Origin of the sequence: Arthrobacter sp. NPDC057009 (assembly GCF_042673905.1) — a bacterium.
Classification (GTDB): Bacteria; Actinomycetota; Actinomycetes; order Actinomycetales; family Micrococcaceae; genus Arthrobacter.
This window is the reverse complement of the sequence record NZ_JBHUSB010000033.1, coordinates 1-15,583: the sequence shown is the minus strand read 5'-3', so window position 1 is coordinate 15,583 and position 15,583 is coordinate 1. Positions and strand designations below refer to the sequence as shown.

Genomic DNA, 15,583 nt, shown 5'->3' with positions numbered 1-15,583 from the left:
GGAGTCGGTGGCTGGGGTGGCCATGGGGATTTCCAAGGCGACCTTGCCAGATGCTGGTCTGCTCCTTAGCGGACCAGCTCTAAGATCTGGGTGATTTCCCCGCAGGCCTCCAGGGTCGTAAAAAGCTTTTGTGCTTTATGAATACTCTCAAAGGGCACCGGTTGGATCGAGGCCTGCGCGCATTCACTGAACTTTTGCAGGAGCTCGTCCCAGCTCATTGGACGCTCGGGTGTGCCGGGCACATCGGTTCCCAACCGCTCTATGCGGCGGCCGTCATTCAGTACCACCTCGACCTTCCCGGCCGGCAGCTTAAGATTCCAGTTGTAGGCGGAATCGACGATGGGTTCGACCTTCTCGGCCAGGGCCAGGACCCGCTTGTCCTGGAGGGCCTTAGTTGAAAAGTCCGAGATGGTCATGCTGCCTTTGACGAGCGCCAGGGCTACGGTGAACGGCAGGGAGAACTTGGCGTCCATCATGGTTCGCGGTGCCCTACGTTCCGGCAGTGGTTTGCTCATGCGCTCAGCGAAGTCTCCGACGTACACGCGTATGGCCGCAATATCCTCTGCCTTGACGGGGTTTTCCCGGATAAGTTCGATGGCTGCGTGAACGTAAGTGTGCGCATTTCCTACGGCGGGCCAGTACTTGTAGGTCATTCCCGCGCAGAGGTAGTCGGTTCCCAGGTTTTCGAGGATCTTCTCGCGATCGTAGTCACCGTTGAAATAGACCTTGAACACGCCCGCCTCACCCTCGAAGAGGTCCTTCATGCCCAGCATGCCCTTCTGGGCCAGGAGTGCAGCGTTTACGCAGCTTTGGGCTATGAATCCGGCGTAGAGTCCTCGCAGATCGCTGCCGACGCCGAAGATCTGCTGCATTGTGCCGCCCGCGTTCAGGCTGACGATGCCCATGGCGTGGGCTATCTGTTCGGGGTTCAGGCCAAGGAGGGATCCGCAGGCGGCGACGCCAGAATACAGGCCAACCACAGATGACAAATTCCAGTCCATCCGCCAGCCCACGTTGCAGCGCAGCCGGATGAACAATTCTTGGCCGATTGCCACGGCTGTGATCAAGTCCTTGCCGGTCACGTCGCCTTTGCGTTCAGCTAATGCCAGAAGCGCCGGCACCAGGGAACTGTCCGGATGGGCCCCCCAAGGTGTTTGGCTGTCGTAATCGAGGGCATGGGCCAAGGTCCCGTTGGCGAACGCCGCTGCAGCCGCCGGGACGCGGCCACCGAACCCCAAGATCCTGGCTTCTTCCTTGCCTCCGGCATCTGTAATGAGTTCGATGATCGGTTGAACGGCTGGTTCCATGCCGCTGGCTCCCAGCATGACGCCTATTGTGTCCAGAAGGCTCTTTTTGGCTGCCTCAACAGACTGTATGGGTAGGTCCGAAAACCGGGTGTTCGCCGCAAATATTGCCAGGTCGCGGGACAGGTCATGACATGCCATTGAATGTTTCCTTGCTTTCAAAGATTCTGCCCCTCCGGAAGTGAGGGCTTTCCGCTGCAGAGGCAGGATTGATGTGGCGGGATAGGCGGTCAGGGGCGCGCATCAGAGGCACGCGGTTTGTCCACCGTCTACTGAAACCACCGAACCGGTCATGAAGCTTGCGTCGTCGGTCAAAAGGAAGACGATCACCGCAGCAATTTCCTCGGGTTCGCCGATCCGTCCGATGGGATGCTTGGCATTGAACCGAGCGACGTTTTCCGGGTCTTGCATCATGTACTCGATAAGCGGGGTCTTGGTCATGCCGGGGGCAACGGCATTGATGCGGATCCCTAAGGGGCCAAGTTCGGGTGACATGGATTTCGTAATGCCGGAAATTCCAAACTTTGACGCTACGTAAGACAGCCTGTTCGGCACACCCAGGACGCCGGCGCCTGATGAAATGTTCACGATGGCGCGTGGTCCGGCTTGGTCTTTCACTGCCAGCACGAAGGCTTGGCACATGTTGATTGTTCCGTCCAGGTTCACTGCCATGATTTGGCGGTGCTTCTCCGGGACGGTGTCGATGATGCTGCCTGCTCCGGTGATCCCGGCGCAGTTGATGAGACCGTGGAGTCCGCCCAGCCTTTCGCTCATGTCGGCCAGAAGGCCGACCGCTGCGTCATGATCGCAGACATCGAGCACGGCGCCGTGGACCTGGTCAGGGTTTGCGGCAGCCGACAGAGTTGCGTCAACGCCTTCCTGTGTTACATCTACCGCGACGACGGTGGCGCCCTCATTGAGCAGGCGCTTTACGCTCGCGGCGCCAATTCCGCTGCCTGCACCGGTCACCACGACAGTGCGGCCTTCGAATCGCTTCATCGGGACTCCTCTTGGATTTGTGCGAACTCCAGCTGCTGGCCCTCGAGAGGGGGCAGGGGTACCATTCGCACGTTTTGTATGTAAAACAGAATTCCATATATGAGGATGGCAGTCAATAGAAGAAGACGCGTGGCGGAAAAGAGTTCTAACGCACCAGGGCGGCAGAGGGGGCCGGTTAGCAGCCCGGTGTGGTCCCGGCGCCGACGCCACTAGGCGCGGTTGGAGCCTGCTTGAGGCCGCTCAGAAAGTGGTCCGCTGAACCGTTTCCGATCAGGCCGCGACATGGCAAACCGCCCACCTGCTAATCAGCGGTCCCGCGGCTTATCAGCCAACTGACCCGGGGCTTGGGCACGCGTGTGAAGGGGAGGGGCCAAGCGGGCAGGCGCGAGCCCTGCCCCTAAATCCAAGTAAGCTAAACCGGCTTAGTTGCCGCCCGTGGCCCCAGCACCCATACGGCGGGACAATTCACTGCAGGTCTGAACCAGCAACTCGCGCGCCTCGTCCACCGGCATATTGTTCGTCCCCGTGAGACGGTGGATGAAGGGGGTGGTGACGGCGGCGACGACCTTACCCGAGAAGTCGAAGACCGGGGCTGAGATGTTGGTAACCCCTTCTATGGTGAGGGATTTCCCCTGGCAGTAGCCGGCCTTGCGCACCTCGGGCAGGTCGGCCAGGAATCGTGCCCGTCTGGAACTTGTCTCATTCCCCGCCAGCGTTAGCAGGTTGGAAAGTTCGTCTTCGTTCATGAAGGCGGCCAGAACACGGCCGGAGGCAGAATCGTCGATAGGAATCGATGCGCCCAGGCGGACGGTGTTGACGTTGGTGTCCGGGCAATCCACCTGGGCAATGACCAGCAAGTTCCCGGAGCTGAGGATGCACAGGTGAATGCTTTGGCTGATGCGGTTGGCAAGCTTCTGCATCTCATCGCCCGCAATTGCGGTCAGGCGCCTGATGATCGGATGGCGGTTTGCGACTTCAAACAACCGGGTCGTCAGGTGATAACGCTCGGCATCGTCGAGATCGACGTAGCCTCGCTCGCGGAGCACCATGAGCACGCGGAAAATTTCTGATGTTGTGCGGCCGAGCTTCTTGCCGATGTCGGATTGGCTCAGGCCGTCGTCGGCGAAGGAAAGCAGTTCCAGGATGTCCAAGCCTTTTGATAAGGCGGGTGCACGGTACTTGTTATCGCTGGTATCGGCGTCCATGCTCATTCCCGTTTCCTTCACAGTCCACCAACATGTCGCTACGGCATATAGGTTTTATATATAAAATCTACAGGCGAAAGGCATGCCGGTCAAACCGGCATTCCGTGTTTTGCTCTGGCCTCATGCGCTCCGCAGGCGTAGCGTCGGGTGCAAAGGCAATCGTCGTGCACGTCGAATGGCAAGGCGCTCCGGGCTCCGTTTTGCATATGGCTGCTGACATCATTGAAGGAGCCATGATGTCTGGCTGGAATGCTGATACCGCTGCCGGCCCGCTCGAGCCCGGTTCGATGACGTTAGTAGAGGGCTCATCCTTCTGCATATCCTCGCGAAACGGCGACATTTATCCGGGCGGTCCCCATGGTGTGTTTTATGAGGACACACGGATCCTGTCGGGCTGGACGCTGACAGTAAACGGCGAGCGAGTGGAACCCCTGGCAGCCAAATTAAGGGAACCATACCGGGCGCTTTTTACCGGCCGCGTCCGGGCCGCAGACGGACACGCAGACACCCCGCTCATTGTCGAACGCCTTCGTGAGGTGGGTGTCGGAATCCTGGAACGCATCACTCTCCACAATTACTCGCCGATACCCACCCGGTGCATGGTCACTCTTAACGTCAGCGCGGATTTCGCTGACCTTTTCGAGGTGAAGGAAGCCAGAATTCAGCGGCGGTGGGATGAATCACGTGCAGCAAGCGGCAACATGTTGACGATAGCCGCCTCGTGGGAGGACGTCCGGAAAGATGTAATCATTTCGGCGCCCGGCGCGGAAGCGTCTCCGGAAGCAGTCACTTACCGCATCGTGGTTCCCCCGCACGGACTGTGGAGTGCACGTGTGAGCATTACCCCCGGCGACGGCCCGGGTCCGGTCCCGCAGTTCATTCGTCCCGGCGAGGACCAGCCAACTCCGCGGGACCTCCGGCGGCAGGAGTGGGTTGCCCGGATCCCGGTCCTGGAAATGGGAAACCGCTCCATCGAGCGGACTCTCCGCCGCAGCTACGATGATCTCGGAGCACTGCGGATCGAGGATCCTGCCCACCCGGAAAGAATTGTCGTAGCGGCCGGGGCCCCTTGGTTCATGACCCTGTTCGGCCGAGATTCTCTTTGGGCGTCCCTCATGGCGCTCCCAGTAGATCCGTCCCTGGCCTTCGGCACACTCCAGACGCTGGCCGAGCACCAGGGTACCGCTGTGGATGTCATGAGCGAAGAGGAACCGGGCAAGATCCTGCACGAGGTCCGGTTCGGCGTATCCAGCGGGCTGGCCCTGGGCGGAAAGTCCGCCTATTACGGCAGTGTCGATGCAACGCCCCTGTTTGTTGCCCTCTTCGGGGAAGTGAGCAGGTGGGGGTTTGCTGCCGAGGCGGTAGCCTCCCTGCTGCCGCACGTGGACCGTGCGCTGGACTGGATCCGCGACTACGGCGACAAGGACGGGGATGGCTTTGTTGAGTACGCGCGCCTTAACGACCGGGGCCTGATCCATCAGGGATGGAAGGATTCGTGGGACGGCATCAACTTTGCCGACGGACGGTTGGCGGAGCCCCCGATCGCCCTGTGTGAGGTGCAGGCTTACGTTTACGGGGCTTACTTGTCACGGTCGTGGCTGGCGTACGACGCGGGCGACGTGGCTTTGGCCGCTGAGTACAGAGACCTGGCTGCCAAGCTGAAGGAACGGTTCAACGCAGAGTTCTGGTTGCCCGGCCGGGGATATTACGCCGTGGCGCTGGACGGAAAGAAGCGGCCGGTCGACGCGTGTACTTCCAACATGGGGCACTGCCTGTTGTTCGGCATCGTCGATGACGACAAGGCTCCCCTTGTGGCCGAACGGCTTATGTCAGACGAAATGTTCAGCGGATGGGGTGTGCGGACCTTGGCGAGCGACATGGGGGCGTACAACCCGGTCAGCTACCACAATGGCTCCGTGTGGCCTCACGACAATGCCATCATTGCCGCCGGGCTCCTGCGTTACGGCTACAAGGAGCACGTACAGAGAATCTCCACGGCGCTCCTGGAGGCGGCCGAATTCTCCCAAGGGCGGCTACCGGAGCTGTTTTGTGGCTTTAGCCGCGAACACTTCGACGAACCCATCCCATATCCAACAGCCTGCTCTCCCCAAGCCTGGGCTGCCACGACCCCCATCATGCTGATCAAGACGCTGATGGGCTACTACGCGGACGTTGCCCGCGGCGCGCTCTGGATGGATCCCGCGTTCCCCGAATCCTACGGGGACCTTCATATCACTAATGCACCCATGGCAGACGGCAGAATCACCATCGACATCTCCGGCACAAACGCCTTGGTCACGGGGTTGCCGGCAGGAATGCAGCTTCATCACGGGATCCGCCCAAGGGCAACTGAACTGGCAGAACGGGCCAAGCGAGTGAAGAGCACGTAGGCGCGTGTATCACTGCTCACATTTTTCAAAGAAATCCTATTATGTGGGATATGGTTGATTTTAGCCAGCAACAAGGGGGTTGTTTAGGAGAGATCTATTCGCCTATACCTCGCTTGAAAGGGGCAGCCTTGATCACGCGCAAAGATAGCCCAACCAGTAGGCCCGGGATCAGCCCGGGCCTAACCCTTTTATTCGCCCTCGTCGGCGGCGCCGGCGTTGGGAACCTGTACTGGGCGCAGCCGCTCCTGGGTGACATCGCTTCAGAGCTGGGGGTCGCGCCGGGTACCGCCGGGTTGCTCGTGACATTCGCGCAGATCGGTTATGCCCTGGGCATTTTCTTCGTGGTGCCGCTCGGTGACACAAAAAACAGGAAGCGCCTGATCCCGGCAATCATGGTGTGCTGTTCTTTGTCGTTGGCTGGCTGTGTGCTGGCTCCGAGCTTTGCCCTTCTGCTGTCCACGCTTGCCTTGGTGGGCTTCACGAACGTCGCCGGACAAATGCTGCTGCCGCTGGCCGGAGATCTTGCCACGGATGAACAACGCGGTCGGGTGCTCGGCACGGTCGCTTCCGGTCTTCTGTCCGGGATCCTGCTATCGCGCCTGATCAGCGGAGTTGTGGCAGACATGTTCGGGTGGCGCATGATTTATGGCTTGGCTTCGGGAACGATACTGGTCCTCGCCGTCATCATGTGGAATGCGATTCCAGTTCTCGCGCCGCGGGAACGAATCTCTTACGGCAGGCTCCTTTACTCGGTGCTGCAAGTTGCTTCCCGGTACCCGCGGGCGAGAATCCTTCCTCTCTTCGGGGCGCCCCTGATGTGCGTCTTCACCGCGTTCTGGACTGGCCTGACGCTCTTGCTATCCGCCCCTCCATTTTCACTTTCGGCAACAAGCATTGGCTTAGTGAGTCTGCTCGGGGTTTTGGGAGTCATCGGCGCCCAGTTCACCGGACGGGTTTATGACCGGGGTTGGGCAGTGCCTGCCATCGGCCTGGGGCTAATTGCTACCCTGGCCGCCGTCACCGTCGCTGGACTCGGCAGCTCATCCCTAGTCGCGATCCTCGTCTCCGTCGCGCTTCTCTCGGTCGGCGCCCAGTCGGTGCTGGTGCTCCTTCAGACGATGATGGTCTCCATCGACCCGGCCGCCCGTAGCCGCCTCAACACCGCCCACATTGTCAGCAATTTCATTGGCGGCGCCCTTGGTTCAACTCTGGCTGCGGTCCTCTGGCAGGTCGGCCAGTGGGCAGCCATCATGTCTTACTCCTGGGCAGTCATCGTCCTGACGCTCATGTTGTGGCTGTATCAACGAAAGCGGGCCCTGGCAGCGGACGCGGCCTGCTCCAGCAACAGCCGGGGCGCGGCAGCGGAAGCAAGACAGACGATGCAGAAGCCGCAAAGCCCGAACCCTCGATGCCAGCTCGCGACCGAGTCACGCCTTGCTTAGCCCCCGTGGTCGGGCAGCGCTCTGCCACTGAAGGGCAATGGGTCTTGGATCAGGCGTTGAGACACCGTTTGCGCTGCTTGCCTAACGGCAGCGACAGCACCCTGCACATCAACGTCGCTCCGTTCCTTTTCATCCCATGCAACCCCGATGCTGCCCAGGGCTGTCTTCTGAAAAGAAAGAATAGGGGCTGCGACGCCATAAACGCCGGGGTTAAAGTCACCCCTGGTCAAGTGATAGCCGTCCCTTTTGATCTGGCCAAGGATCTTGCGGAAATCGGCCCATGTGGTGCCCAGCCCAGCGTTGCCGATATCTTTGGCGTGACGGGCATAGATTGCCTTTAAGCGGTGATGGGGGAGATGAGCCAAAATCACTTTCGACCCCGCGCCTTGAAAGAGCGGGCGCCGTTGTCCACGGCTGAACCGGTTTGCTGGGCTCGTGGGCGCCCGGCACTCCCCGATACACACGACCGAGACATCGTGAAACGCGGTGAGCAGAAGGGCTGAATGCCCGATCTTCTCCACCAACTCCTCGAGGACGCCCTGACTGGCAAGCAGCAGCGGGTCAGCCAAACGGATCTGTAGGTCCATCTCAATAATCCGCGGGCCAAGGCTGTAATAGCCATTGCCCACAACCGTGAGCAGCCCAGCGTCGTAGAGCGTCTTGATGTAGCGATACCCGGTTGCTCTTGAAGTCCCCAGGGCCTCGATCAAAGAAGCCGCCGACCAGTAAGGCTGCGCTTCATCGAAAAGCGCCAGAACGTGCAGCATCCTGGACAAACTTCCCGCGCTGGCGGGAGCTGTTTGCTCAAGGCCCGTACTGGACAGCAATGCCCGTCCTGTCATGACGTGCGTCCTACCTCTCTTTACAAGTGTTACCCCATTGAGGAATCGGCCAGGGCAATACCAGATAAACGGCGCCTACCATGAGCTCTCAGGGTCAATAGCGTTCTCGCCGTGGCGCGAGGTCCAAGCGTGGGGCCGAGCTCCCTAGCGTGGCGCGTAGCCAGTCTGACGGCAGCCCAGCACCCGGGCGGCTCAACTCTTTGGGTCCGATCAGCTCTGACGGAACCTATCGGGTCAGCTTCATGGTCCGCCGCGGCCTGCCCTTCTTCTCGCTAAACCCTCTGTTCGAAGTCGCGCATGATGACAACGTTGGGCCGCACCGACGGCTCAACGTAAAAGCCCTGATGATGTGCTGGGTCCAATTAGGGGCGGAGGTCCCATGGCCGGTTTGCGCCGCCCACGGGACCTCTCGCGTTGGTCTACTGTCTAGGCAGTAGCTCCCGCCCCTTCCTTGTTTGCATTTCTCTTGCCAGCCGGCACCCCAAGCAGTGCTGTTGGTGTGCGGTAGGTCTCCGGGGAGAGCAGGACACCGAGTGCGCAGAGGCCGCAGATAATGGTCATCATGAGCGCGGCTGGCATCCAGTTGGTGCCCCCCTCGCCGACCAGCGCCCAGCCAATTGTCGGCATGAATCCTGTGATCGCGGTGGCAACCTGTGTGCCGATGGCCAGACCTGTGTACCGGCACTTGATGTTGTACTGCTCTGCGAACAGGGCCGGGAAAATCGCGTTGCAGGCGATAGCGAAGATCCCATTCAGCGCAACGGACGCCAGCAGGATCAGCAGGAGGTCGCCCGACATGATCGCCCAGAAGAAGGGAAACACGAGAACGGCACTACCGATAACGCCGGTAAGGAAGACGGGTTTGCGGCCGATTCGGTCGCTCAGCTTTCCGAAGAATGGGTACAGGCAGAATGCGACCGCGAACTGCACCACCGAGATCCACAGCATCTGGTCTTTGGCCACGCCGACGGCGGGGCTGGTGGCAAACGCCAGACCGAAAATGGGCGGGATGGTGAAGATAATGGAGAACAGCGCCATTAGAACGACACGGCCTAGGGCCTTCGGCTGTGTGCGGAACAGAGTGACCACGGGCGAGGCTTCCCGCTTGACGTTCTCCTGGCCTTCGCGAGTAGCCGTCTCATGGCCTTCAACGAAGATCTCAGGTTCCGCAAGGCGGCGGCGGACGATGAATGCTGCAACCAGGAGAACGACGCTCGCCCAGAAGGGAAGCCGCCAACCCCACGAGTAAAGGATGTCCTGGGGAAGACTGGCGACACCGGCAAATGCAGCCGTGGCAAGCAGGAAGCCTCCGGAGCTGCCCATGGGTGTGAAGCTTGTGAAGAAGCCTCGCCGGCCTTCCGGTGCATGCTCGAAGGTGAGGGTGCTCGAACCGGACTGCTCACCGGCGACGGAGATTCCCTGCAGGACTCGCATAGCCACCAGCAGAATTGGTGCCCAGATTCCGATGGAGTCGTAGCTGGGGATGCATCCGACAAGGAATGTTGAAACACCCATCAGGACAAGTGTGAAGAGGAGGAGCTTCTTGCGCCCGACGCGGTCGCCGAAGTGCCCCAGTACGGCTGCTGCGATTGGGCGGACCACGTACACCACCGCGATGCTTGCCAGCGAGAGCAGTGTGGCGATGAAGGGGTTGGAGCTCGGGAAGAATACCTGTGGGAACACCAGGGCGGCAGCGGAACCGTAGATGTAGAACTCGTAGTACTCGAGCGCAGTCCCGGTTACTCCTGCGAAGGCAGCTCGTTTCACCTGTCTTGGGTCGGCGAGGGAAGTGCGGCCGGGGTTAGCCTGCGCCGGACTGGACGTGGCATTGACGGGCGTGCTCATCGGACGAATCCTCCCTGTCGTAGCGAGCATGGGGCCGATGAGTCTGGTTCTGAAATTAATGCCGTGATTCGATTGTGCTCGACTGGGCCGGGAGCCGGCTTCGCGCCCGGGCTCGTACCGCATTGTTCGGTCATGCGACTTACTACCTTTGACTTGGTGTTCGCAGCGCTGCGAACACAACGGTGTTTAGTAAACAGCTTCAAGGGGTGGTTGATCGGCTCGTTGTCGACACGTTGTCACCGTCTCGATCTCGATGGACTGCCGGCACTTCTTTCGCACATCCTTAAGGTGTGTTGCCGGTCACGTTCATCTGAGCAGATTTTGAAGATATCCGGTATTATCGGAACTTGTCAATAAATGCAGGGTTTCTGCTTAGCAACGTCACGAGAGGATGTGCGGTGGTGTGAGAGATGTTGATTCGTCGGAAAGTGCCCATGAAGTGGGATCGGTGGCCGAAAGCGCCAGCAGCCTGGCCAAAATGCTCCAAATCCTGCGACTGTTCAGCGAGACAGAGCCAGTGTGGTCGACGGCCGCGATCATAGAGGCCATGGAGACGTCCAGGTCAACAGGGTATTTCTACATCAAGACCCTCCACGATGCGGGCTTACTCAATGCCGTCCGCAACGGCCACTACACTCTCGGCCCGGGAATTATCGAAATGGACCTGCAGTTGCGCCTGACAGATCCGCTGCTTCTGGCCAGCCAAGGCGTCCTCGAGGATCTGGTGGACAAGATCGGGCACTCGGCTGTTCTGCTCACCGCATTTCGTGATTCGATCCTGTGCATTGGCGAGTGCCGTGCCCCGAACAGCCCCGCCAACCGTTTCAGCCGCGGGCAGCGGCGTCCCATGTTCCAAGGCGCGGGCTCCAAGGTCATTTTGGCCCATCTGCCCCACCACCGCTTGAAAGCTATCTATGCCCGACAGTCGGAAGAGATCGAGAATGCCGGCCTGGGCAGTACGTGGAGCGTCTTTCGAAAGACCCTGGGTGAGATTAAGAAGGATGGTTTTCTTTTAACCAAAGGTGAGTTCAACCCAGGCGTTTACGGCGTCGCGGCACCCATACTTACCGATCAGAAGACCGCCTTGGGCAGCGTGGCAGTTGCATGGGACGAGCTTGAGCGGCGCGACATTGATGTGCAGCGCGCCACTCTTGCTGTCAAGCAGGCGGCCGCTACCATCTCGGAACGCCTTACAAGGAACCAGCCCGCCTGACAACGCGCTCGGATTGGTCATCTCCAACGCAAGCCATGTACGTGACTTGCGGAGCCGTCGTCCACGGCGTTCCTTATCGGGTAGTCGCGACCGAAGCACCCCTAATGACGCCCATCGTGCGAAACCAGAGGGTACTTGGCCGTCAACGTCTCACGTGGCAGCGGGTTGGGTATCCCGATCCAACTGTCATGTATCGGATCAAGCCATGGGCCGGCTGTCGCTGGAAAGCTCTACCGGCTCCTCGCGCGGCGCCGAGTAGCCCGATGACATCGCGGTGGTTCCGCCGTCGACCGGCAGAACGGACCCGCTGATCTCCCGGGCATGTTCGGACGCGAGGAAACCGATCGCTTGAGCGATGTCTTGCGGTTGAGCGCCTTTGCCCAAGGGAATGCGTTGCACGCGCTGGCGAATCATCTCGGGGTTCGCCTCCGCGACACTCCTCGACAGGTCGGTCCAGGTGAATCCAGGGCAAACGCAATTTACCCGGATGCCATATTGCGCCCAGTCCACCGCCAGCGCCTTAGTGAGCCCGACAATCCCGTGCTTTGCAGCAACGTAAGAGACCGAGTTGGGCATCGCGGCAAGGCCAGCACCGGATCCCACGTTGACAATCACGCCTGCACGGCGGGGAATCATCGACGCAATGCCGACGGCCTGTGACCAGAAGAATGAACCGGTGAGGCAGACATCCAACTCGCGCCGCCAATGCTCTTCAGTAAGCTCCTGGGCTGGTACCGTCCGCTGCGTCGCAGCATTATTGATCAGGACGTCCACGCGCCCGAACTCGGTCATGATGCGGTCGACGTTCTCTTCGACGCTCGCATGTTGACTTACGTCTCCGACGATCCCCAGAGCCTTTCCTCCGGCTCTGCGTACTGCATCCACCGCAGCATCTACTCCGGATTTGTCCAGGTCGCAGATCACTGCCTGCGCCCCTTCACGCGCCACCAGGTCCGCGGTCGCCAGGCCAATGCCTCGCGCGCCTCCGGTGACCACGACGACTTTGTCCTCGAATCTCATAGGTCCTCCTATTTGTCAGTCCAGCAGTGGTTTGGGCGCGAGTGGCTGCGTGCTCCAGAATTCTGGATCATGCCCGACGAATACCAGGGCACCGCTTCGGTGGAGAGCACGCAGGGACTCGAGGGAGCGGATGTAGGAGTCCGGATCCACGGTGACTGACACGTCGGGAAGCGAGTCGTCCCCAACCAGCGTGTCCGCCATATAGCAGGCGTCTCCAGCCAGTACGGCAACGCCGCCAGCATGGCGGACGTGTAGGGACTGGTGTCCGGGGGTATGGCCCACCGTGGGAACGAGGACCAGTGAACCGTCCCCGTAGATATCCCGCTCACCGTCGATGAGATCCACTGTCTGTCCAGTCCGGAAGTCCACCTTGCGGTAGCCGGCCTTTTCTGGCGGCGCGGCATTGGCCGTCTCCCATTCAGCGCGCTGCACCATAACGGCGGCCCGCGGGAACTGGGCATTACCCCCGCAGTGGTCGTAATGAAGGTGGGAATTAACAACCAGCTGCACATCCTCCGGAACGAAGCCTGCCTGCCGCATCTGGTTCGCCAGCTCCTCCTGCTGCGAGAAGTGAAACTTCACCGGTCTTAGTGCCTCGCTGGGGAAATAGGAGCTCAGGTCTTCGTGCACAAGCCTGTTGAAGCCGGTATCGAACACGATCAGGCCCCGGGGGTGTTCGATGACAAAGGCTGGGATAGGGATCGTTATTAGTCCAGTGGTCCCTGCGATCATCCGTTCTTTCGGGATGGTGTGCTGTCCACAAATGAAGGCGTAAACGCGGGGGAAAACGTCTTGCATCATCGCGTTGCCCCCTCAGGCCGCAGGAGGGCTGTCAGGGTTGAGAGATCCTCAACCTGTTCGAGGCCCATAATCGTGTCGATGACGGCATCTGTCGCCTTGGTGGTGAGAACACCTTCAGCATTGTGGCGGAACTTGATAGCCAACTCCTCGGTGGTGGTGTAGGTGGTCGGGTCGGGAGAGGTACTGCCCTTAGGGTAGGATCGGTCTCCAACAAAGGTCTTGCCCCGCGCAGATATTTCCACTCGAGCCGGTCGAGCCAGCGGGTCGCCATTGACTGCACTGCCCCAGTCGGGATGTGCCCGCCACTGGACTCGTGGCATCAGGTTTAGGACAGAGCCGCTGAATACAACGGCCGGGTCCTGCCAGTCTTTGCCTGGGCGGATTCGGTGAGCGGCTACAGAGATTCCATGCGCGAAACTGAACTGCGCGTCGTAAGGCTTATCCACCACTGTATCCACGTACACAGGCACCTTGGCTGACCAAGCCTCGCCGTAGGCGACGATGGAGTCGATCTCGTCCACTTTGATGTCGTGCTCATGGATAACCTGGATTAGTGCGTCGAGGGTTGCGTGAGAGGTCCTGGTCTGTGTGTAGGACTTGAACGAAGTCGTCGTCGGAAAGCGCCACTCGTCGCCCAGCTTCTCTGTGAGTTCGCTGGGCTGCCAGCGCTTGCTCCCGATCAGGCTTGGATAGCCGAACTCCGGATCATCGAGCATCTGAGTGTTGCCGCGGTGTCCCAGTTCTGCCATGTAGGCCGCCGTGAGCGCTGTCAGCACGATACCGCCGCCCAGGCCATACTTAATAGTCGTGTTCGGTACGTGCATCTGCCAGGGTCGCAGCGAATTTACCGGTGAGGTCCCGCCCGCGATGCCCAGCGCTTCCACAGTTACGGTCTCGGGCAAGTCTTTCATCATGGCTGCCGCTGCCGTTAGGCCGAATACCATGCTCGCGTAGCCGAACACCCTCGGAGTGGCTGGAACGCCATTCGATACATCCCGCAGGTCGTCCATCGCCTTCGACAGGCGGAAGCACATTTCCAGGCAAACTGTTACCGCAGAGAGCAGGCGCGCACCAGACAGGTGCCGACTCTCGCCCAACGCCAGGGTCAAGGGCAGGGCATAAGGCGCGACATGAGCGGGCAGATTGATGGGGGCCAGGTCGAGTGCAGTAATGAGATCTGTGTTCGCGAAGGCGGCCCCATGTATGGACGTCCGCTCCTGCTGGCCGAAGATCGTCGCTTCATCCCGACCTGCACCCAGGATGCGGCCGTACTCAACCCCGACGCGGCCATATTCGCTCGACGTAGCCGCAAGGCCGCAGCCAAGCGCATCGAGCAGAATCCTTTTCGTCTCCTTTAAGACCTCCGCCGGAGGGAGCGTCGTTAGAGCGCCTTGGGCAAAGGCGGCAAATTTTTCGACGTTTGTCGGTGACACGATGTTTTCCTTCTAGGTTTCAGATGTCCCAGGCCGGGAGCGGAAGCCGGCAGGTGTTGCTTGTGGGTTAGCTGCTGTGGGTGTAGCCGCCGTCGCAGGCGATGGTTTGGCCGGTGATGAAGGCGGAGGCCGGTGTGGCGAGGAAGAGCATGATGCCGACCAGGTCGGTGGGGACCATGCCGCTGGGGATGCATTGCAGGGATGCGGCGCGTTCGCGGACTTCGACGGTGGGATTGACGGTGCGTTCGACCTCTGTGGCGACACTGCCGGGCCGGATGCAGTTGACGGTAATGCCGTGGCCGCCCAGTTCCCGGGCCAAGGAGTTGGTCATGCCGATGATTGCCGATTTGGAGGTGACGTAGTGCAGGTAGTTCACGGTGCCACGGGTCACCGCGTCGGAGGAGACGTTGATGATGCGTCCGAAGCCGGCTTTGCGCATGTGTTCCGCCACTGCCCGGACGCACAGGTAGGTGCCGGTGATGTTAACCTTCAGAACGTTTCCCCATTGCGCGACGGGGATCTGGTCGAACGGGACCTTATCGAGCGTGGCAAAGATCGAAGCGTTGTTGATCAGCACATCAACACGCCCCCAGGCGCCAATGGCGGTCTCGACCATGGCGTTGACCGAGGTTTCATCGGCCACGTTCACCTTGACTGCCAGCCCGGTGCCGCCGGCATCATGGATTTCCTTGGCTACAGATTCGGCCTTTTTGATGTCGAGGTCGGCGACCACCGCCACGGCCCCGGCTGCGGCGAACTGGCGTGCGAGCTCGCGTCCGATGCCTTGGGCGGCGCCGGTAACAATAACGACCCGCCCTTCGACGCTAAAGTCCCGGGCCGACGCCGGAACGCCGGAGTCATACGAGGTGTGGGTAAGGGGTGCCGTCGTCATTGTCGATCCTCATGGCGTCGTTGTCAGGAAGGGATAAGAGAAAAGCAGAAGGCAGGATTCGATCTCCTCCCAACTGCAAGGACTTCTGAACCTTTTGGGCACAATCAGCGCGAAGGATGGGGCGGTCGAGAAATCTGCTATTGAATATATCCAGCTATATTGGATAACGTCAATAACAGCGCCTCCGGTTGTTATAC

At 60.2% G+C, this 15,583-nt stretch carries 12 protein-coding genes; 3 read left to right on the top strand and 9 right to left on the bottom strand.

What is annotated here, in order from left to right; translation table 11 throughout:
- Nucleotides 1-65: 65 nt before the first annotated feature.
- From ACFTR6_RS21140 to ACFTR6_RS21130, 3 genes are all read right to left on the bottom strand, one after another.
- Complete coding sequence (locus ACFTR6_RS21140) at nucleotides 66-1,445, bottom strand: MmgE/PrpD family protein (protein ID WP_377959365.1); 1,380 nt, start codon at nucleotides 1,443-1,445, stop codon at nucleotides 66-68.
- A gap of 102 nt (nucleotides 1,446-1,547) precedes the next feature.
- Nucleotides 1,548-2,303 (bottom strand): SDR family NAD(P)-dependent oxidoreductase, encoded by a 756-nt coding sequence (locus ACFTR6_RS21135; RefSeq protein WP_377959364.1) that lies wholly within the window; start codon nucleotides 2,301-2,303, stop codon nucleotides 1,548-1,550.
- 422 nt (nucleotides 2,304-2,725) lie between these two features.
- On the bottom strand, nucleotides 2,726-3,514 hold the full coding sequence (locus tag ACFTR6_RS21130; protein ID WP_377959363.1) for an IclR family transcriptional regulator: 789 nt from the start codon (nucleotides 3,512-3,514) through the stop codon (nucleotides 2,726-2,728).
- A 230-nt stretch (nucleotides 3,515-3,744) separates the two neighbouring features.
- On the opposite strand from ACFTR6_RS21130, the gene ACFTR6_RS21125 reads away from it, so the two are divergent.
- Nucleotides 3,745-5,898 carry a glycogen debranching N-terminal domain-containing protein gene (locus tag ACFTR6_RS21125; protein WP_377959376.1) on the top strand — a complete coding sequence of 718 codons (2,154 nt, stop codon included), beginning with the start codon at nucleotides 3,745-3,747 and terminating at the stop codon, nucleotides 5,896-5,898.
- Between the two features lie 128 nt (nucleotides 5,899-6,026).
- A complete protein-coding gene (locus ACFTR6_RS21120; protein ID WP_377959362.1) occupies nucleotides 6,027-7,340 on the top strand; it encodes an MFS transporter in 1,314 nt (437 codons plus the stop codon).
- Here the strand turns inward: ACFTR6_RS21120 and ACFTR6_RS21115 are convergent.
- Both ACFTR6_RS21115 and ACFTR6_RS21110 read right to left on the bottom strand, forming a co-directional pair.
- Nucleotides 7,337-8,182 (bottom strand): IclR family transcriptional regulator, encoded by an 846-nt coding sequence (locus tag ACFTR6_RS21115; RefSeq protein WP_377959361.1) that lies wholly within the window; start codon nucleotides 8,180-8,182, stop codon nucleotides 7,337-7,339. The two genes, ACFTR6_RS21120 and ACFTR6_RS21115, sit on opposite strands and share 4 nt — an antisense overlap.
- Before the next feature lie 426 nt (nucleotides 8,183-8,608).
- Complete coding sequence (locus tag ACFTR6_RS21110) at nucleotides 8,609-10,027, bottom strand: MFS transporter (RefSeq protein ID WP_377959360.1); 1,419 nt, start codon at nucleotides 10,025-10,027, stop codon at nucleotides 8,609-8,611.
- Nucleotides 10,028-10,430: 403 nt separating this feature from the next.
- Here ACFTR6_RS21110 and ACFTR6_RS21105 point away from each other — a divergent pair, with 403 nt between their 5' ends.
- Nucleotides 10,431-11,240, top strand: coding sequence for an IclR family transcriptional regulator (locus ACFTR6_RS21105; RefSeq protein ID WP_377959359.1), 810 nt, complete (start codon nucleotides 10,431-10,433; stop codon nucleotides 11,238-11,240).
- 198 nt (nucleotides 11,241-11,438) lie between these two features.
- On the opposite strand, the gene ACFTR6_RS21100 is transcribed toward ACFTR6_RS21105, so the two are convergent.
- The 4 genes from ACFTR6_RS21100 to ACFTR6_RS21085 all read right to left on the bottom strand — a co-directional run bounded on the left by ACFTR6_RS21100 (nucleotide 11,439) and on the right by ACFTR6_RS21085 (nucleotide 15,386).
- Nucleotides 11,439-12,260, bottom strand: coding sequence for an SDR family NAD(P)-dependent oxidoreductase (locus tag ACFTR6_RS21100; protein ID WP_377959358.1), 822 nt, complete (start codon nucleotides 12,258-12,260; stop codon nucleotides 11,439-11,441).
- Nucleotides 12,261-12,275: 15 nt separating this feature from the next.
- Complete coding sequence (locus ACFTR6_RS21095; protein ID WP_377959357.1) at nucleotides 12,276-13,061, bottom strand: N-acyl homoserine lactonase family protein; 786 nt, start codon at nucleotides 13,059-13,061, stop codon at nucleotides 12,276-12,278.
- Nucleotides 13,058-14,494: an MmgE/PrpD family protein gene (locus tag ACFTR6_RS21090; RefSeq protein WP_377959356.1), complete on the bottom strand. Its 1,437-nt coding sequence runs from the start codon at nucleotides 14,492-14,494 to the stop codon at nucleotides 13,058-13,060. Before ACFTR6_RS21090 ends, ACFTR6_RS21095 begins: the two co-directional genes overlap by 4 nt.
- 67 nt (nucleotides 14,495-14,561) lie before the next feature.
- On the bottom strand, nucleotides 14,562-15,386 hold the full coding sequence (locus ACFTR6_RS21085; protein WP_377959355.1) for an SDR family NAD(P)-dependent oxidoreductase: 825 nt from the start codon (nucleotides 15,384-15,386) through the stop codon (nucleotides 14,562-14,564).
- Nucleotides 15,387-15,583: the final 197 nt, after the last annotated feature.